Origin of the sequence: Parapedobacter sp. GCM10030251 (genome assembly GCF_042666505.1) — a bacterium.
Taxonomy (GTDB): domain Bacteria; phylum Bacteroidota; class Bacteroidia; order Sphingobacteriales; family Sphingobacteriaceae; genus Parapedobacter.
Genome location: NZ_JBHTDN010000021.1, coordinates 1 through 19,164, shown reverse-complemented (window position 1 = coordinate 19,164; position 19,164 = coordinate 1). Strand labels below are relative to the sequence as shown.

Here is a 19,164-nt window from a genome sequence, read left to right as displayed (position 1 = left end):
CAAAATCACCTTGAGGCATTAATGATGAAGATATTCTAAAAGACTTACTATGTAATACCACTATAAAAAGTACCGTTAAAACAACAGACGCCCAGTGGTATCTTTCCAGCTTAACGTTCTTGTTTAGTGCCATGAATAAAAGCAAATCAAGAATTAAAAAAAACAGTGTATATAATAGGCTCAAAAACATCTCTTAACAGCTTTATATAATATATATCACTTCACCAGCTCTTTAGTTTTCACTTTATTTCTCAATTTCGAATCCAATTTTAAACCCAGCGCCTAATCCAAGATTGAATGTTCCCCTAATTATGAAAGTCCCTGTATTAGCATCTCTATATGCCCCTAATCCAGCCCCCGCGTGAGCACTAACCAAAGAGCCGCCCAGAACTCCTCCAATCTTGTAACCCGCGATTGAAACACTTGGATTGACTTCCCCTTGTAAAACATAGGCGCCCGCCTCACCACCAATGAAGGCTCCTCTTTTGGCATTTTCACCTGTCAGTACCCCAATTGTTGCATTTGCCTCCGTAAGCAACACATTTCCTTGGGCATCTACTCTTACATTGTTATCGCGAGTCCCGCCTCTTAGGCCTCCTGATACTTGGAACGCCGTAGCTTTCACTCCACCTTCAAAAGCTAACGGCAAAACACCCGTTCCAGTGTAGTTATTATACTCTCCTCTGAAGCCTGTAATGTTTCCTGTTATCGCCCCATACCGACCACTATAATTAGAACCGGCACTATAACCGGCAAAGACTCCCATTTCTGGAGACATATAGCTATACATCGAAGTACCGTAGTTACCTTGAGGACTTATAGAAACTTCATCCAACTGAACCACATCAACCCCCTCCCTATATGTCTTCATGTCAAGTTTATGAATACCTATCGTATCCAACCCTAAAGGATCGAAGAAAGCCATCGGATTATTTAAAACATATGCATATGGAGAAAAACTATGATGTTTCTCCGCCAACGGATCCACACTTCCCCACCTCCCGATCACCGGGTCGTAGAACCTTGCGCCGTAATCATACTGTTTCAGCCCGTCCTGCAGCTCCTTGCCGTTGTAAAGATAGTTATTTTTCGGCGATCCGGACCTCGCGATAGACTGCAGGTACTGCAGCCCGAACGGATAATAATCCGCCACGAAGTCAGGCGTGGTCACATCCGTGCCCTCAATGAATCCCGCGCGGTTGTTGCCCAGGTGGTCGCGCAGGAAGTAATGGTGGGTGTACGTGCCGCCGCTGCGCGTGATCCGCCCGTCCTCCGTGTGGATCAGCTCCATGGTGCCCCCGACGTATTCGATCCCGTCGATGTAGTCCCGCGTCTGCCCGTTGGCCGCGTTGATGCTCCGCAGCTTCCGCCCCGTGGCGTCGTACACGTATGTCACGTTGCCCGCGACCGCCGTCACCTGCCGGGGCAGGTTCAGGTGGTTGTAAATGACGGTGTCGATGTCGTCACCCGCGCTGCCGCCGTTCGTCCGGCCCGTCATGTTCCCGTTGTTGTCGTACTTATAGTACGTCGTACCCGGATGCTGGAAATCGGGCGTGGCGGTCAGCAACGTATCGTGCACGGACGCAAGCACATTGCCCCAGATCGCGTAGTCGTACCGAAGACGGTCCACAGGCGCGCCCGTCCCGTCCGTGCGCCGCAGCGATTTGATGTTCCCGTTCTTCGAATACGTCAGCCGCTCCATGCCCTTGCCGCTTCCCATCGTGCCCTCGATCAGCCGGTTGATACCGTCGTACCGGTAGCTGTAGGTATCGGACACCCAGGACGTCGGGACGCCATTACCCCGCCGCATGAACACCTGGTGGGAGATGTTGCCGTTGAACTGCGGATTGGCCGTCGTATCCCCATAGTTCAGCAGCTGGCGGAACAGATCGGAATGCGTGTACCGCAGCCAGCCCCTCGGGTTGTAGCTGTACCGCACCTTCTGCCCGAACGTGGTGCCGCCATCCGTGCTGTGCAGCCCCTTCTCGTGCAGCTGGCCCACCTCGTTGTACGTATGTTTCGACAACAGTACACGCGTGCCGCTATTCACCGTCTTCCAGGTATGCGTGAGCCGCTCCCGGTGGTCATGGCCGTGTTCCGTGGTGACGGTCGTGGTGCCGCTGGTCGAATGGTGTTTCCGTGTCTCCTTCTTCAGCTGCCCGGTGAAGGTGTATTCCCGAAGGATATCGTCGAATTTACTGTCATGTTTAACGCCGCCCAGGTAATGCTGTTTCCATTCCCGGACCACCCGGCCGTGGTCGTCGTAGTAGTAAACCGTCCATAGGTATGCCGCCGGTTCGCTCTCCAGCACCTTCACCTTGCTGGCTACAAGCCGCCCGTGCGTCAGCTTGCTGTAACCGGCTGACTCGTTGTGCGGAAGGCCGGGGATATCATCGTATCGGTCGTAGTAATGCACCTCCAGCACATCCATGTCGCCCGCGACCGCACCCCATGGGTTGCTCCGGTTCGTATAGCCATGCATGTTGCCGGACGCCCCGCTCCGCTCCTCCCAGTATATGCCCGTCGTGTCGACATGGTACTGGATCTGGGCGCGCGTCCATGTGCGGTTCCGTTCAACCCCCTTCATGATCACCCGGCCGATCCCGTCGTACTTGTAGAACGTATGGTACTGCCCGGGCGTAAAGCCCGTGATCGTCTCGCTTGCCTGCCTGCCGTCCTGGTGATACACCAACCAGCCCATCGGGTTGTACACGTAGTTCTCCGGGTTCCTGCCCGGCACCACTTTCTCGATCACCCTGCCCCGATCGTCATACAGGTAGCCGAACACATAGGGTATCAGGTCCATGACATCGGGCGGCACCGAACCCGTGCGGTCCGGATTGATTTCAGGCGGCAGCACGGCCGAAAGCTGGCCCAGGTCGTTGTAAACGTAGTACGTGCTCAGCAGCTCGGGCGTCGTGCCGTTCAGGTTGAATGCCCGCCGCAGCACCACCCGGCCCTGCTTGTCCGTGTATTCCTCGGTCGTGTGCAGCCGCCCCGCGAACGTCGCGGTCTCGCCGTTCCAGTTCTCGTCGCGGGTTATCGTTACGTACAGCTCCCCCGCAGGGTACGTGCCGTCCAGCGTCAGTGTCGGTTCACCCGATGCGTTGACCGCATACCCGTACCGCGAAACCATCCTTGTGGTGGCAACCGTCGCGAAGGCCGTCCCGTTGTTGGTGGCATAAGCCGTCGACACCGTGCGGCCCGTGGTGCCGCGGGTCGCCGCCGGCTGCCACGTCGCACCCGGGAAGCCCTGATCGGTCACCCGGTCCAGCGGCGAGGGTTCATAAACCCGTTGGGCGAAAGATGGGGTCACACCTGTGCCGGCAACCGGGTCTATTTTCACAACACCCGCCGGCGGCGCATTGTAATAACCCGCCTGCGCGGCCACAGCGCCGGATTTGAACGCTCCGCCCGCCCCCGTTGCCGTGGCATAGGGCAGGTAGTCCCTGTCCATACGCCCGTAGGCGTCATAGGCTATGGGCATCACGACGTCCGCTGTTTTTGCCGGGGCAGCCCTTACCTGCACCTCCTGCATGGGGCGCCCGAGCCCGTCAAAGTACGTTATATCACGCATCGCTTCATCCACGGTCGGATCCGGCTGGGGTGCCGCCGTCAGGTACGTGGTCCTCATGATATAGTTCTGGTCTGTGCTGGACGATGCCCCGCCCACCGAGAAGGTAATCGTATACGTGCCCGGACCGCCGGCATTGTAAGCGGTCACCGTATAGCTGGCCGGACCCGTTGCCGAAACCGGCGTTCCGCTGATAACCCCGGTGGTCTTATCAAGGGAAAGACCCGCGGGAAGGGCCGGGCTCACCGAGTAACCCTGACCGGCGCCCATGCGCCGGATCCGGTTGTTCCACATATCGGCAACATACATATTGCCCTGGGGATCAAAGGCAATACCCCCGGGGAAATTGAAGCTCGCCGACAGCGGGGGACCGTTGTCCGACCCTGCTGAACCCGTGCCCGCAACGGTCGTTACCACGCCCGCGGGCGTGATCTTCCGTATCCGGTGCGAGTAAAGCTCACCGGCGTACAGTTCGCCCGAGCCGCCCAGTTCCAGGGAGATCGGCTCGCTCACGCCCGTGGTAAGGGTGGTCACCGCACCCGCGGGGGTGACCTTCCGTATCCGGCTGCCCACCTGGTCGCCCACATAAAGGTTGCCCGAACCGTCGATGGCCAGCCCCTGCGGGACGTTGAACTGTGCCGCGGTGCCCGTGCCGTCCGCGTTGCCCTGTGTCCCCGACCCCGCAAGCGTGGTCACCGTACCGGAAGGTGTGATCTTACGGATGCGCTGGTTCTGCTCGTCGGTCACATACACATTGCCCATGGCATCCAAAGCAATGTCCGAGGGCGCATCGAATTTTGCTGCGGTCCCTGTTCCATCGGCGTACCCCTGCGTGGAGCCCGCCAGCGTGGTTACCACCCCCGATTGCGTGATCCTGCGGATACGGTGGTTGCTGCGGTCCACCACGTACAGGTTCCCCGATCCGTCCAGGGCAAGGCCGACCGGGTAATTGAAACCTGCCGCCGTACCCGTACCGTCGGCAGAACCGGCAACCCCGCTCCCCGCGAAGGTGGTCACCGTGCCCGCCGGCGTGACTTTCCGGATGCGGTGGTTCCTCGAGTCAGAAATGTACAGGTTGCCCGAGGCATCCGATACCATGCCCGAAGGATAGTAGAACTTCGCCCCCGTACCCGTACCGTCGGCGTACCCCTGCGTAGAGCCCGCAAAGGTCGTCACGTCCCAGTCCGCATACACCAAACCGCCGCTGTTCGTGGGACTGAAGCTCACGGCCACTCCCGCCTGCAGCTGCGGGGGTATCGTATAGGAAATGTTCGGCGGGCTCGGCAGGGCCATCGGCACCATCAGCCGGGCCCCGGCCTGTCGACGGTAAGCCGCGCTGTCCGCCGAAAGGCTGTCCACCGAAAGGCTGTCGGGATGGCCTTGGCCTTCCGCGCTGCTGACCATCGCGACCAGAGACAGTGCGGACAGCAAACCCGCAAGGCCGCACCGCAGGGTGCCGCCTGCCGCTGGCACAGTGAATATGCTATTATTTGAGAGCTTCTTCATAGCTTGTCGTTGTATAATTAATTTAATGGCAATACTCCGCAACCCAGATGGAAGGGGCATCTGTGTTGGATATCGTTACGTTCGAGAGGGTCGCCGTGTAATTCGAATACCCGCTGTGGAAACCCAGTTCCGCGCATGCATTGCCCGATGCGGTGACGATGCTGAGGAAGGCATGGTATACGCTGGCATTCGATTCCGTGATATCAAAGACTATGCTAGTGTACTGCCCGGAGGGAATCTGGATAGTCTCCGTTTGTTGTATATTGGACGGGAATATTTGGATCGGCTGATTGCCGGCACTGTTGAACGTAATCCGGCCCAGCGCACCGTTCCATCCCATGGTCCGGTGAATGGTCACCGATACGGGGCCTGGCTGGCAGTTCCCGGTTTGGTTTGCGTATTGCTGCCCGTTGGTATTCACATCGTCCTGTGCACGCTGGTCGGCATCAGCCTGCGATACCATCGACACGTATGCGCCGGCCGGAACGGTATAGGTTACGGTGCCGCCCTGCTCGCCCGTACTGCAGTCGTCCTTGGTGAAACTGCCCGATTTCACAGCGCTGAAATATACCGCACCGCCGCAGCTGACGGCATCGCCCCTGTAATTGTAGCAATAACTCTCAATAACGTTGCCCTCGAGATCCCGTACAAGCTGGAGCCTGCCAAACTCGTCATAGCCATAGTACTGCACATTGCCGGATGCATCCGTGCGGCTGGTCATCCCAACCAGCGGGTCATATGTGTAGGTTTCCATCTGTGCTTCGAGAGGATGCAGCCGGACGTCGTCCACCTTTGTGCTACCGCTGAGCGTTATGGTGCCCACACCGGAAATCACACGCCTGTACTGTGTCCACCCGCCCTTGGTGCGCATCACCGTGGCAGTGCCTCCGCTGATCCCCGTAGCCGTGGCGCTATTGGCCCAGTATGTCAACAGGTATTTTGTCGAGGTACTGAGTCCCGCTTTCTGCAGATTGCCGCCGCCGAGGTTGTAAGCATACTTGCCCGTGGGCGCGGTCCAGTCTCTCAATGCCGTGCCTGCATAGCTCCAGTTGCCCTTGCTGTCCGACTCAAAACCCGTATAGGCGATATCGGACTGAACTGCATTGTCCGCTCTTGCAACCGGGTACCGGCCGTTGTATGACCACAGGTAGCCTGTGGATAATCCGCCGGTCTCCGTTACCGCTAGGGGATTGCCCTTGCCATCATAACTGCTGTAGGCCAGCTGCGGCTTGTATGCTACATCCGGCGAATAACCTGCCATCCCCGCAACATGGGGCAGCTCATTCGCCGCCGGACGGTTGCTGAATCGGAAGGAGGCCGACGGTACCGGCGAGGCGGCCTCCAATTTCAGCACCTGGTCCACATGCCCCTTGCCACCAGCCTTGTACGTGGTGATGCCGCCCGATATTACCGAACGGACGCCGCCTGCCTCCTTGGTGGTCACATTCTCGATGGGCACGCCCACTAGATGTCGGCTTTTCATGTCACCGATGAATCCAGCCGTATTCGTATAATCCTGCGGATAAATTATTCGCGTCACTGTCTTCGTGCCGTCGCTGTTGGAAACCTCCGTGGCCGTGGGAAACAGATGGTACGGACTGTCATAACTGTAGTTCGTGACCGTCTCGTAGGCAACACTCCCCGATTCATAGGCAATCGTCGTCTCTGAAACCAGTTTGCTCGCCGCAGAATGGATTTTATGTTCAAGAACACTCAGCACATTCCAGGTGCCATTGGGACTATAAAAATACGTCGCAAAAAACAGCTCATCGTCATTCAGCCCACTGCTGCCGGGATTCCTATCAACCACTCGGTTAAACCGGTAAACCCACATCTGCGGTATCTCCATGACATTGAAATCGTCATAGTCATATCGTTTTTCCAGTATCGGCGTAAATGTCGTAGCGCCGTCCCGGCGGTAGTCCGTACGGTTGAGCAGCTTAGGCACCGAGCTTTCCTGGAAGGTGAATCCCTGGAAGTAGTATGTTGAACCGGTCCCATCGTCTGAGAGTACCTTGTTGGGATATTTGCATATGGGTTGGGAGTATTTATACACCGTCTTCCCATTGCTCTGTGAAATCCCGGCTGATGTCGCATAGGTGTATTCGGCAACCTGATCATAGTAGATCGGCAACCGGTATGCTGCAGCCAGCTGCGGCGATGGATCTGACGTGTAAACCCGCCAGCGGTATCGGTATGCCTCGTCAATGTAACCAGTCTCCTGGTCCAACACGATAAGCTCATAGGCGTGCGTGATAAACTGGATCGTTTCGAAATCACGAATACTCGGCTTCCACATCAAGAGGCCCATGCCGTTCTCCCCGGCACCATACCTGTACTCCTTCGTTGTTTTATTTCCCGTTCCATCGTCGCTGATAATCTGCTTTATACGCAACCCTGGGCCGGACTTTGCACTTCCGAGATCATTATATTTATTTTCTTCATAAACGAATTCGCTGTATCCCCCCGTTGGATAGTGGATTTCCTTGATCATCCCCATTCGTTTCTGAGCTAGGTCTGTCTGTCGACTGATGGTGCTTCCAACGTTATAAGGTCCCTCGTACAATCGTTCTATCTGCGCTCCGGGAATCAGCGTGGCGTTGCGGTTTGAATTGGCGTAGCCCCAAATGTCTTTACCCTTGCCATAGGCATGCCAACTGTTGTCATAGTCATCACTACTAGTGTAATAACTAAACGTATAGCGCTCCTGCTCGACGCCATTCCTATCTTTATAGGTGATGGCATCGACCGTCTTGGCATTGTTATTCGGCAGATTGAGCGGATTACTATTGGTAAACCAAGTGCCCTGTAGAAATGATACGGTCCGAAAAGCGTCACCTGACACGTCGTTCACTTGCATCTCGGTCAGGAATAGGTTACCACTGGTATACGTAAAGTTTATGGCGCAGACATCCGATTCGATACGGGTAAGGTATGCCATGACAAACTCAGATTCATGCATGCCGCTGGTCGCTGTAGGTACGGTAGTTGAAGGCGGAACTATCGGATAGTTATCACGATAAGGCACATTATCGCCAACGGTTAGTCGGTCATTGTAGGAAATATTACCAGACATTGGCCCTGACGGGCCTGTCGTTACCGTACTGTACTTAAACCGGATCTGCCGCTCGTTCGGCGTGGTAATCCGTTGGATGAGCCAGGACGAAGCGCCTTCCCGGCCAATAAAATCCTCGATTGCACCATACGTACCCGAATAACCGGGAATCGTGCCGGATCCGAAAACGTACTCCACACCCCGCTCATCGGTCAATGTGAACAGGTCCGTGCTTGTACGAACGACTTTGTACGGTACGTGTGACAGGAATACAACTTCCTCGCCTACATTCCGGATGATGAACTTCGCCGACATTCCCGGCATACTGAGCGTGTAGAGATCATATTGTCCATCCCAATCGGGGCCGCTGGGATACTCACCTGCCAATGACAGCATCTTTTCGTAACTTTCTCTCTTCGTGGTATAGGTCATCGGGGTGGCAGGTTCGTAAAAATCCGCAGTTTTTTCCACATGCTCGCGGACGTACAGCACTGATTCGTCGGAAGTGCCCCGGATTTCGCGTGAGATCATCCCGTGTGCTGCGAGGTTCCAGTTAAGGCCGAGCGGAGAATAGTTCAACGCGGCCATCCTGCCCGAGGCATGGAAGGTCGCACTAATCGGGAAGCTGAAGTCGCCCAGATCGACGGTGTACAGCGGGATGCTGATATCCGGCACGCCGGTGGAATGGCTGACGGGGTATTCCCCGTATTTCATGAATGTCATCGCCTGGGGCGACGGCAGAACGTAGTTGTTTGGCGTGGTGCTGCTTTGCGACATCCCTGAAAACGGGACGGCCATAACAGTTAAGATGGCCAGCAGCGGCCCGAAGATTGATTTTGGTTTCATAGTAGCGATATGAGGTGGTCTGTTATTGATTTAACATAGGTAGACGGTATGCTCAAAGAAATTACCCGGCCTGCTTTTCACGTTCTTTCGGTAACTTGCTCTGGCAATACTACATCAAAATCCACAAGCCTGCCTGCGTTTTACCTATAATGTTCATAGGCATTACTTATAAAGTTCATAGGCATAACTTATAATTTAGCGGCTTTAGTCAATAGTTCATCGATTTTGCGGTCTTTGCGCTTGAGTTTCGCCTCCAATTCCTCGTTGCGGCTGATGTGGATACGGAGTGTCAATCTGTAGACTTCCAGCTGTTCTTTCAATTGCTCCAAGTATACCTCATCCGTGTTGTGTTCAGCCCGCGGATCCAAACCTTCCAAATAAAAATGGTTTACGGGAATCCGGAAAAATTTAGCGATCTCACCTAATTGCACTGCGTTGATTGTTCTTACGCCGATCTCCAACTCACGGTATGAGGGTTGGGTCATATTTAGGACCTCAGCAAGTTCCTGCTGTGAAAGGCGCCTTGCCTTCCTGATCTTTAACAAGTTGTCACAAATGGTTTGTTTAAGCCGATTATTCATGTTGATTTTTTATTTTAATTACCGCCAAAGCCCGTTTGCCCAGAAGCTGCCGCAATAGTTGATTGCCTATAACGGATGGAATCAGAACTTCGTCCATGCCATTAATTTTTTTCCAATCGAATAATCCAAATCCAAGCTGCCCAAGACAGTATGCGATAACTGCCCTTTAAATTCAACCTTGTTTTCAAAAGAATATTGAGCGAGCAGTTACGAGAGTTTGGAAAGTGCTGTTTTATCACGATCGCTGACATCTCCTAAATATATTTATTCTGGCTGTGAAATTGTGAATGCAATATTACACCATCCACCCCATTCATGTCACTCGCTTTGCCTATAATTTTTATAGCCTTAGGCTATAATTTTCAGTCGCGTATAAAAACCAATACTCCAGCAAAACTACCTTCCGTGTGACCTTCGCCTCAAGTTCTTCAATACGTTTTTGGTAGATTTCCAGCATTGTTTTGTAATCCTTAATCTGTTCACACAGTTGCTCATGCAGCCTTGACTCTTGGAATAAATCTGAACCAGGGACCGTATCACTTTGATAAAAAAGTGCTACTGGTACTCGGTAGAAATCCGCCAAGATAGCCAATTGTGCTGCACTGACGAGGGTATGTCCCCTCTCTATATTTCCATAAGACGGCTGCTTGATGGACAGTACGCTGCTAATCTCCCGTTGTGAGTACCGCCTTGAAACACGCATACGTACTAGGTTTGTGCAAATTATATCTCTAATTTTTTGGATCATAATTATTAGGTTCAGAAAATAAATAGTTAGGACGTTTAATTAGTGAAAACTATGGTTTATTAACGTATTGATCAATGGTTAGTTGACATGCAATTGGATTACCGCCTATCCGACAAAGTTATCCAGTAATGAAAAAGTCTATTATATCGCTCCTATTTAAAAATTAAACAACAACGGATAAATCTCCTCTATGGAAGTCTGTCCATCAGCAAATAAAGCAAATGCATTTTCTGCAAGCGTTTTTACTTCCATTTGTGCTAAATGCTGTTGGATATCATGTTCATTCTGCTTGATTTTTTCAGCCAGCAACTGGTCTACAGGGATGATCTCATACACTGCCGCACGGCCCCGGTATCCTGTGTGGTGGCACCGGTCGCATCCCATCGACACATAGTGAATAGTGACCGGTTTGTATGGAGCAAAGTTTCGCGGGTACAATGCTTCGTCAAATTCCGTTTCCTGCTTGCATGCCGGGCACAGCAGGCGCACCAGCCGCTGCGCTACGGTCGTATTCAGCGTATTGGCCAATAGAAATGGCGGGATACCCATGTCGATCAACCGTGAGACTGTCCCCCAGGCCGAGTTGGTGTGGATGGTTGAAAGCACGAGGTGTCCGGTAAGTGAAGCTCGGATGGCCATCGCCGCCGTTTCGACATCCCGGATCTCCCCTACCATGATGATATCCGGATCCTGTCGCAGGAACGTACGCAGCGCCGAGGCAAACGTCAGTCCGATGCTTTCCTTGAGCTGCACCTGGTTGATCCCCTCCAGCGTGTATTCAATCGGATCTTCTATGGTGAGGATGTTACGTGTTTCTTTATTGAGCAGTTTCAACGTCGCATAGAGCGTGGTCGTCTTTCCCGAACCTGTGGGTCCGCTGATCAGCACCATTCCATTCGGCCGGCGTACCCCTTCGAGGTAATGCCGTAGGTCTTTTTCAGAAAAACCCAGTGTGTCCAACGATATGTCCGTCGCATCGTTATTGAGCAGCCGGAGCACTACCTTTTCCCCGTGCAGCGTAGGGAGTATGGACACCCGGATATCAAACTTATGCTGTCCATTATCAAAATTGATCCGGCCGTCCTGGGGAAGCCGCTTTTCGGCGATATCCAGACCGGAGAGGATTTTGATTTTGTTGATAACCGCTGGGTATTCGGTCTTCTCAAGTTTGTACCGCTCGATCATCAGTCCGTCTATACGGATCCGTACGCGACAGCGGTCTTCATAGATTTCGAGGTGGATGTCACTGCTTTTTAACCGCCGTGCTTCGCCAATGATCTCAGAGACAAAGTCGGAAGATTCACCTGCATAGGTTTCCAGTTGGCGCTCGGTGTCTTCCCGCAGGTAGTATTTATTGAGGTATTTGGTGATCACATCCTGATGGATGGTTTCCAAGGCTACTTCAATACCGGTTAACAGCTCCAATTCCTCCTTCATTTCCTGCAGACCTGTTTCCCGATCGGTATAGCACAGCATGTGTCCGTTTACCCGCTGCGGTATGATGCGGTAATGCCAGGCTTGCTGGGCGTTAACCAGCTTCAGATCGTCGACGTTGACGTGTGGTTCTTCCATTGCTTTTTATTGAACGAATCGTGTCAGATCAATATCCATGTACAACCGCCGGCCCCAATGCGAATAGTCAAACAACCAAACTATTGCCAGCAGTGCGGCCTGTCCGCCGGCTAAGGGTATGCGGCCGACTTTGTAGCCTGCCACCATGATCGCCAATGAACCGATCAATACAAGCAACAAGCTGGTTAAGTAAAATACGACAAAATTGACCGGGGAAAAGCAGAATATCAATACCGCGAAAAAGGCGACATCACCCCACCCCATCCACTGTTCGCCCTCCATCAGCCACTCCCCTTTCCGCCAGTACATCAGCAGATTCAAAAGCGCCAACTGCAAGGCAATAATCAATAGGTTAATTCCCACCGCGGTGAACGAAAAGGTGTGCAGCATAATGGATTGAACGGTTACCAGTGCGACCGCCGCCGGGAACATCCAGGTATATATGGCCCGGTATTTGAAATCCTGCCACGCTATGGCGGCAAGTACGGCGATTACAAGGCCCCAAAGCACCATGCTAGTCCTTGGTTATCTCGCGGAGATTTTTGTCCTGGTCGATCTCCCAAACATTAAACACTCCGTTGCCATTGAAATCCACCACTGCTGTTGCCCGCGCCACAAAATCGTTTGTGCCTGCCTGTACCACCTCAATGCGGTAGTTGGCTTGCCCTCCCTCGGTTACCAGCTTCTCTTGTTCAAATCCGATCTCTGCAAGTTCCGTGCTATAGGTAGACCGTTCGTAGAACCGGTTTTTCTGCAGGGTGTACACGTGTTGTAATTGCCCCTTTGCCTCGGTACTCTTGGCACGGGTAATCAACGGCATCAGATTGGGTAAGGCCAGCAGGGTAATGATCCCTATGATAACCAGCACAACCAGCACCTCGGTAAGCGAAAACGCACGGAGTTTCTTATGCTTCCAAACCCGGCTTGGTCTTTTCATAATGTTTAAGTTCATAGTCAATAAATGATCACGTAAAGGTATATGGAAAAACAAACTTTCACAAGTTAGTTTTCCAATTGGCTCAGTCTTTTTTCCATCGCCTTCATTAATTGATACATTTCGTTTTCTTTTTTCTCTTTTTCAATGAGATGCAAGGTTAATTCTTCTACCTTCTTTAGTAACAACAGATTCATTTCCGCCAGATCGAGGCCATCGCGTTTGATATCGGTTGCGGATGGGACTTCCGGCAGGTGGCGGTGCACCTTCACGTAGGCCTCAATCTCGGATAGCGAGGGCAGTTCGTAGTTTGGATCGAATACATAATCGGGCACGTCGATATTTGTTTTGACTTTTACCTCCGTAGCCAGGATATTTCCGTTTACGGCGAGTTTGGCTTGGGGATTAGTCGTGCCAATGCCTACATTTCCAGCAGCGTTATATTTTACCATGACACCGTCGTAAGCTTGAGCGGCCTCGGGATGGATATAAAACAATTGAGATAATTGCATCAAACCGTTCGTTCCGGATGCAGAGTAAAAGGTAAAGCGCAATTTACCGAATGCCCCTGGTGGCATTTTTACCATATAATGTTTCTCAGAATGCCCCGAGATATCTGCTACAGTTACCCACTGATTGGCACCGTTATAGGTATTGTATCCTTCAATTTTGAAACTGGTAGGTATCCAAATCCTGCTACTCCAACCGATCCATGCGCCTTGTTGGGTATGATAAGGCGGCAAATTTTCTATCAATACTACCAAAGGTGCTGTGGGCGACGGAGCGGTTGCCGTTGTCGCAGGGTCAAACCGGCCATTAAATAAATTATCCAACGAAATACCCGGTCCTTGGCTGGAAACCTGGTACCGCGCGTTCGCATAAAATAGTATGTTTTTTTCAAGGCTACCAGTAGAAATATTTGAGGGGATAATAACGGAGGATGTTTGTGCAAACAACAAATTCGATAGCGGAAGTTGAAGAAAAAGCACAAGAATCAGATTGATGTTTTGAAATTTCATATCATTTTTAATAAAAAAGTTTCATGCGAATACTACCTATTTGGTCACTAGCTCTTCCAGCGCTGCAACTTTTTCTACCAAGTCCTCTCGCGCTTTTCTTTCTTCAATCAAATGCAGCGTCAATTCCTCGACTTTTTTCAGCAGCAATAAATTCATTTCCGCCAGATCGAGGCCGTCGCGTTTGATATCGGTTGCGGATGGGATTTCCGGCAGGTGGCGGTGTGCCTTCACATAGGCCTCAATTTCGGACAGCGAGGGTAATTCGTAGTTCGGATCGAATACATAGTCCGGCACGGAAATGTCAGATTTTACTTTTACCTCTGTAGCCAGGATATTTCCGTTTACGGCGAGTTTGGCTTGGGGGTTCGTTGTGCCGATGCCTATATTGCCGTCATGACGGATCGTCATCCGTGTGTATAACGTTCCATCCTTCAACCCAGTCTGAAAATACATACTTCGATTATTGGTTCCAGTCGCTGAAGATAGGACGCGCAGATACATATCCTTATGGTTCGAGCCGGGGTCGTCGCTCGTTAGATAATTGCCCCCCGACGTAAAGCTGAAAAGAAAATGATTATTCCCCCCCGATTGGCGTTCGATACGCGTATCCCCCAAGACGTGTAGTTTGGTTACCGGAGTAATACCAATCCCTACGTTTCCGCTGCTCGGAAATGTGTTACTTTGCGCCTGCGCTATGGCCACGAACGAAAAACATCCGGCCAATAGGCTGATTACTTTACCTGTCATGCTTTTTTGAATTGTGGTCTAAATTATATGGTAAGATTAATTGCCGTTTACGTTGATTATTTCTGCGGTCTATGTTACGAATATCGCTCCAATTTTCCAAATAATACGCCATTATTCCGGGCCATTTCCTTACATTCACAGGCGTAATGCAGCAGATACCAAAATCACCCAAATACCTACAAGGAGGAGCTTTGCTCTTCGCGCTGCTGCTGGCCATACTGATTGGGGTGACCACGGGTGCATTGCTGCTACTGCTCCAATACCATCGGCAATACGCAACTAACCTTCTCCGGCAGGAACGTCTCCAACAAAACCTGGCATCGGCCGTCAGCCTGCTGCTTACTAACGAAACAACAAACGATGGCGACACCGCGAGATTGAGCCTATTTAACGGCGAGCTGGATTCGGTGATGCTTATCCAGAAGCCCTGGGGCGTCTTCGATGTCGGCATAGCCTCTGCTTTTGAGCAAGGGGACAGTCTGCAACAAGCTTTTGTTATCGGGCGCGTGCCTGAAGATTCCGAGCGCTATGCACTTTTTCTTGCCGATGAATACCGACCGCTTTCGATATCGGGAGATACCCGTATTCAAGGTGACGCTTATCTTCCTGAAGCCGGTATCCGCAAGGCGTATATTGAAAACCGGGCTTACGCCAGCGAAGATGTGATTTTTGACGGGAAAATCCTCCATAGTACGCCCACGCTCCCCCCAATAAATACAACGATCATTGATCGGCTATTGCCTTACCTGCAACCCGGCGATTCCGCAGCTTGGCGGCAAGATGCAAGGGATTGGTTCTCTGCGTATACGCAAGATTCAATAGATGTCCCCTTCGCAGGGCCGGCTTTATTGCTACATGCCCCAGATAGTGTCGCGATTGATGGACAGGTTATCCACGGCCAGGTGTTGCTGATATCGGATAAGGCCATTACCGTTACGGCATCTGCCACATTGGATAATGCACTGCTATTTGCGCCCACAGTCCGTTTTGAGGAAGGGTTCAAGGGGCGGGTGCAGGCCTTTGCCCGGGATTCCCTCCTCGTGGGCCGTAACTGCGAGTTGCGCTATCCCTCGGCATTGGGGCTGGTCAACATCCCTCAAGATTCCATCGTCTATGAATTCCAACCGTTTATCCAGATAGACAGTGCCAGCGTGGTGAATGGCCTGGTATTTTCGCATTACCCGGGAAGCGAACAGTTGCTTGCGATGGTTGGTATTGCGCCTGATGTGACCGTACACGGGCAGGTTTACGCCGATGGATTGCTCGAACTACAGGGCACCGTCTGCGGAAGAACGGCCTGCCGCCGGTTTACGCTTCAAACACCTTCCAGTCTATATGAAAACTTCGTGTTGGATGGCGTGATGGACTATACCCGGCTTTCGCCCCATTACGGAGGCAGCCCCCTCTTCCATGCCGGCAGGTTAGGCAACGTATTGACCTGGTTGGATACCGACCGAAACGAACAACCACCCATTGTAAACCATGTGCCGTAAAAGGATTCCCAAACGTCTGAAAGCGTCCACATTGGTGGAGGTGCTGGTGGCGCTGGTCATCATCACGCTGGTGATGGCAATTGCAGCCACACTTTATGCTACCTTGGGGTTGAAAAGACCAGATAATTCGGTAAACTTGCAGATGGAACTGAAGACACTGGCAGCCGACGCCAAACGCAATCAGGACTACAATCCCAACCAGTACGAGCTGGACAATGGCGTTATCGTCGACCAGCAAGTGACATCCTATCAAGGCGATACGCTGTTGATGCTGTTGGAATTGAATGCAAGTAAGCCCGGCACCCGTGAGACAGCTGTATATCGAGAGATTATTATCAATGCCAATGAACCGTAACCTGCATAAGCTTCCTGCATTTACCATCATGGAAACCCTGGTGGCGTTGGTGCTTACGGCATTGACCATTTCGTTTGTTTACGTCGGAATCCGGTTTGTGCAGCGGCAGGGCGGCGTTCTCTCCCAACAGCTGGACACGTTCGGGCAATTCAGCCAATTCCATCATGTCTTCCAGGCCGATGCCGGTCGTGCCGATCAAATCCGTTATCGTCCGCCACTGGGGCTGGAGTTTCACAACGAAAACCGCACCATCCTGTACACCGCTTCGGATTCGGTATGCATCCGCGATAATGGATTGACGGCTGATACGTTCCAAATCCGGGTTGACAGTATCGCCTGCTGGTTCGGCGGGGCACGTCAGGAAGTGGAAGGCGGCCTCGTCGATCAGGGTACATTTTTCATTTCGGTGTCGGACAGATCATTACCCCTGTCTATCCAGAAACACTATTCTTCGGAAACACTGATTCAACAATCGGCAGAATGAGCGGCATCAACATCCATAAAATCAAAACGGCCCGTAAAACGGCTCCACCCGCATCGAGCAAGTCGGACGGCCTGCCCGAGTGGCTTACCAAGGATTATACCTTGTTTTCGTCGTTTGGGGACAAGCAGAAAGAAGCGTTTTACCACGAACTGGGCATCTTGCTCCAAGCGGGAATTGATTTCAAGGCAGCTTTTGATATGCTTATCAACCAGCAGCAGAACAAGAAAAACCAGGCAATACTCACGGAAGTTCAGACCGCGGTGGTGCAGGGCAGCTCCCTCTCGTTAGCCATGCAGCAACATAAGCAGTTTACGCCTTACGAATACCATAGTGTCCAGATTGGCGAGGAGACCGGTAAGATTGCCTTGGTGCTGCAAGACCTGGCGCTCTTTTTCCGCAAGAGGCTCAAGCAACGGCGGCAGATCACCGGCGCCCTCACCTATCCGGCTATCGTGATGCTTACGTCGTTCGGTGCTATTTTCTTTATGATGAATTTCATCGTGCCCATGTTTGCTGACATCTTCCAGCGCTCCGGCAATTCCCTGCCACCGATAACCCAGTTGATCGTTTCGATTTCTACCGCGTCGCGTAACTATGCTCCGCTGATTCTCCTTGCTTTGGTTGCTATCGGCTTATGGCTTTATATCCGGCGTAACCAGACCTGGAACCGTAAATGGACGGCGTTGTTTATACTACACCTCCCGGTATTTGGCGCGATGGTCCGGAAGGTTTACCTCGCCCGGTTCTGCAATTCGATGGCCTTGCTTACAGGGGCTAAGATTCCGCTGATCAGGGCTTTGCAGCTTTGCCGCCAGATGGTCGGCTTCTACCCCATCGAACAGTCGCTCATTAAGGTTGAAGACCGGGTAATGCACGGCCTTCCGCTGCATACCAGCCTGGCCGAATTTTCCATATACGACAAAAAACTCGTTTCACTAGTGAAAGTCGGCGAAGAGGTCAATCAGTTGGCCGATTTTTTTGGTAAGGTAGCCGATCAATACAATGATGAAGTGGAGTATCAATCGGCTACTATTGCTTCACTGCTGGAGCCGCTTATTATCATCTTCCTTGGCTTATTTGTGGGACTTATTCTTATTGCGATGTATCTCCCGATGTTCCAGATGGGTGATATGTTTGGGTAACACATCGTAGCCGCTTTCTATCTATTCTATTTAATAAATAGCTGATCCTTTGTCAATACCATCATATTTCACCCTGAACTCCTCAAAAACTTGGAGCGATTTGCCTTCCAGATATTTAAAAGATTCGATAATTAACGAGTTGTTATTATATATCGGATGAAATAGTTGCAATACAATTGCTTTTTCAGTCTCGTTTCTTCCAAATCCAATCGCATTGTTTATAAATCGAAATGACTTTTTTGCTATGACTTCGTTATCTATATTTTCAATGATAAATCTACCAAATTCACCCAAGATTGGATAGACCCCGTCTTCCTCATCAAATACCGATACAAATTCAGGAACATTCTTTTTTAGTTCTTTTAACAATTCGTAATAAGAACCATCTTTACCGAGCAGAACGTGCATTTTGCATATCTTTTAAAAGATGTTTTACTATCTTTTTATTCGAAGTTGATAAATTTTCTCTGTTATTCCAAACCCTTTGGAGTGCTCTTCTATAATTCAATAGCTTTTGGTCGTGCAGTTTCCGGCGACGGTTGACATGGTATATCTCGAGATTCTGCAATTTGATACGCTGCTTACCCGGGTAAGATTCCCGTATTCCGAAAATTTCTTCTAAGTGAGGAAAATGACTAATGACTTCTTATTCGGGAAAGAAGGTATTCGAATGAACTTTGTAAAACAAAAAAGCCGATATGGCAGCATAAGCTATCGTACAAATTACCCAAATAGCATTCGTTTCAGGTTTATTTTTCTTAAACTCTTCAACTGCGTTCTTGTACCGTTCTTTATAGAAAAATCGATACGCGTTATAAGCGTATAGAAAAATTGCCGCGAGCAATGCATCCAGGGCATACGTCAACGTAATAGGCGGGATGGCCCAATAGAGAACAATAGAAGAAATATTTATTAATAACCCGTTGTGCGGTTTAAACAGCGAGTGCATGTTTCAACCTGTTAATATTTCTGTTGTTTAAAAAGTTCGTGTACTGCAATACCGCCACTGCTGAGATCTTTGCGCAGAGCCTTGTGAACAGGCCATCGAGTGTCTTGGCATAGTTCCTTTTGAGCATGAGCTGGTCACAGAGCTGGGAGAACAGGGTTT

General features: G+C 51.2%; 14 protein-coding genes and 1 pseudogene. 4 read left to right on the top strand and 11 right to left on the bottom strand.

Going from position 1 to position 19,164, the window contains the following annotated elements:
• Positions 1-244: 244 nt before the first annotated feature.
• From ACFQRK_RS23445 to ACFQRK_RS23405, 9 genes are all read right to left on the bottom strand, one after another.
• The gene (locus tag ACFQRK_RS23445) at positions 245-5,080 is read right to left on the bottom strand and encodes a DUF6443 domain-containing protein (RefSeq protein WP_379010826.1); all 4,836 of its coding nucleotides are present in this window, start codon (positions 5,078-5,080) and stop codon (positions 245-247) included.
• 22 nt (positions 5,081-5,102) lie between these two features.
• On the bottom strand, positions 5,103-8,981 hold the full coding sequence (locus ACFQRK_RS23440; RefSeq protein WP_379010825.1) for a DUF5977 domain-containing protein: 3,879 nt from the start codon (positions 8,979-8,981) through the stop codon (positions 5,103-5,105).
• A gap of 188 nt (positions 8,982-9,169) precedes the next feature.
• Positions 9,170-9,562 (bottom strand): helix-turn-helix domain-containing protein, encoded by a 393-nt coding sequence (locus tag ACFQRK_RS23435; RefSeq protein WP_379010824.1) that lies wholly within the window; start codon positions 9,560-9,562, stop codon positions 9,170-9,172.
• Between the two features lie 340 nt (positions 9,563-9,902).
• Positions 9,903-10,265, bottom strand: coding sequence for a helix-turn-helix domain-containing protein (locus ACFQRK_RS23430; protein ID WP_379010821.1), 363 nt, complete (start codon positions 10,263-10,265; stop codon positions 9,903-9,905).
• A 201-nt stretch (positions 10,266-10,466) separates the two neighbouring features.
• Entirely contained in the window at positions 10,467-11,882 is a 1,416-nt protein-coding gene (locus ACFQRK_RS23425) for a GspE/PulE family protein (protein ID WP_379010820.1), read from the bottom strand.
• A gap of 6 nt (positions 11,883-11,888) precedes the next feature.
• Positions 11,889-12,395 (bottom strand): prepilin peptidase, encoded by a 507-nt coding sequence (locus ACFQRK_RS23420; protein ID WP_379010819.1) that lies wholly within the window; start codon positions 12,393-12,395, stop codon positions 11,889-11,891.
• A gap of 1 nt (position 12,396) precedes the next feature.
• Positions 12,397-12,819 carry a type IV pilin protein gene (locus tag ACFQRK_RS23415; protein ID WP_379010818.1) on the bottom strand — a complete coding sequence of 141 codons (423 nt, stop codon included), beginning with the start codon at positions 12,817-12,819 and terminating at the stop codon, positions 12,397-12,399.
• Positions 12,820-12,884: 65 nt separating this feature from the next.
• Complete coding sequence (locus ACFQRK_RS23410) at positions 12,885-13,835, bottom strand: hypothetical protein (RefSeq protein ID WP_379010816.1); 951 nt, start codon at positions 13,833-13,835, stop codon at positions 12,885-12,887.
• Positions 13,836-13,871: 36 nt separating this feature from the next.
• The gene (locus ACFQRK_RS23405; protein WP_379010815.1) at positions 13,872-14,582 is read right to left on the bottom strand and encodes a hypothetical protein; all 711 of its coding nucleotides are present in this window, start codon (positions 14,580-14,582) and stop codon (positions 13,872-13,874) included.
• A 146-nt stretch (positions 14,583-14,728) separates the two neighbouring features.
• On the opposite strand from ACFQRK_RS23405, the gene ACFQRK_RS23400 reads away from it, so the two are divergent.
• Genes ACFQRK_RS23400 through ACFQRK_RS23385 form a run of 4 tightly spaced genes read left to right on the top strand, consistent with a single transcriptional unit; the run spans position 14,729 to position 18,056 of the window.
• A complete protein-coding gene (locus tag ACFQRK_RS23400; RefSeq protein WP_379010814.1) occupies positions 14,729-16,075 on the top strand; it encodes a hypothetical protein in 1,347 nt (448 codons plus the stop codon).
• Positions 16,065-16,430: a type II secretion system protein gene (locus tag ACFQRK_RS23395; RefSeq protein WP_379010813.1), complete on the top strand. Its 366-nt coding sequence runs from the start codon at positions 16,065-16,067 to the stop codon at positions 16,428-16,430. The genes ACFQRK_RS23400 and ACFQRK_RS23395 overlap by 11 nt, the downstream gene beginning before the upstream one ends.
• The gene (locus tag ACFQRK_RS23390) at positions 16,420-16,914 is read left to right on the top strand and encodes a type II secretion system protein J (RefSeq protein WP_379010811.1); all 495 of its coding nucleotides are present in this window, start codon (positions 16,420-16,422) and stop codon (positions 16,912-16,914) included. Before ACFQRK_RS23395 ends, ACFQRK_RS23390 begins: the two co-directional genes overlap by 11 nt.
• Positions 16,911-18,056, top strand: a complete 1,146-nt coding sequence (locus ACFQRK_RS23385; protein ID WP_379010808.1) for a type II secretion system F family protein — start codon at positions 16,911-16,913, stop codon at positions 18,054-18,056. Before ACFQRK_RS23390 ends, ACFQRK_RS23385 begins: the two co-directional genes overlap by 4 nt.
• A gap of 30 nt (positions 18,057-18,086) precedes the next feature.
• On the opposite strand, the gene ACFQRK_RS23380 is transcribed toward ACFQRK_RS23385, so the two are convergent.
• The gene (locus ACFQRK_RS23380; protein ID WP_379010807.1) at positions 18,087-18,464 is read right to left on the bottom strand and encodes a hypothetical protein; all 378 of its coding nucleotides are present in this window, start codon (positions 18,462-18,464) and stop codon (positions 18,087-18,089) included.
• 524 nt (positions 18,465-18,988) lie between these two features.
• Positions 18,989-19,164: pseudogene (locus ACFQRK_RS23375) on the bottom strand (IS982 family transposase); the annotation flags it as partial.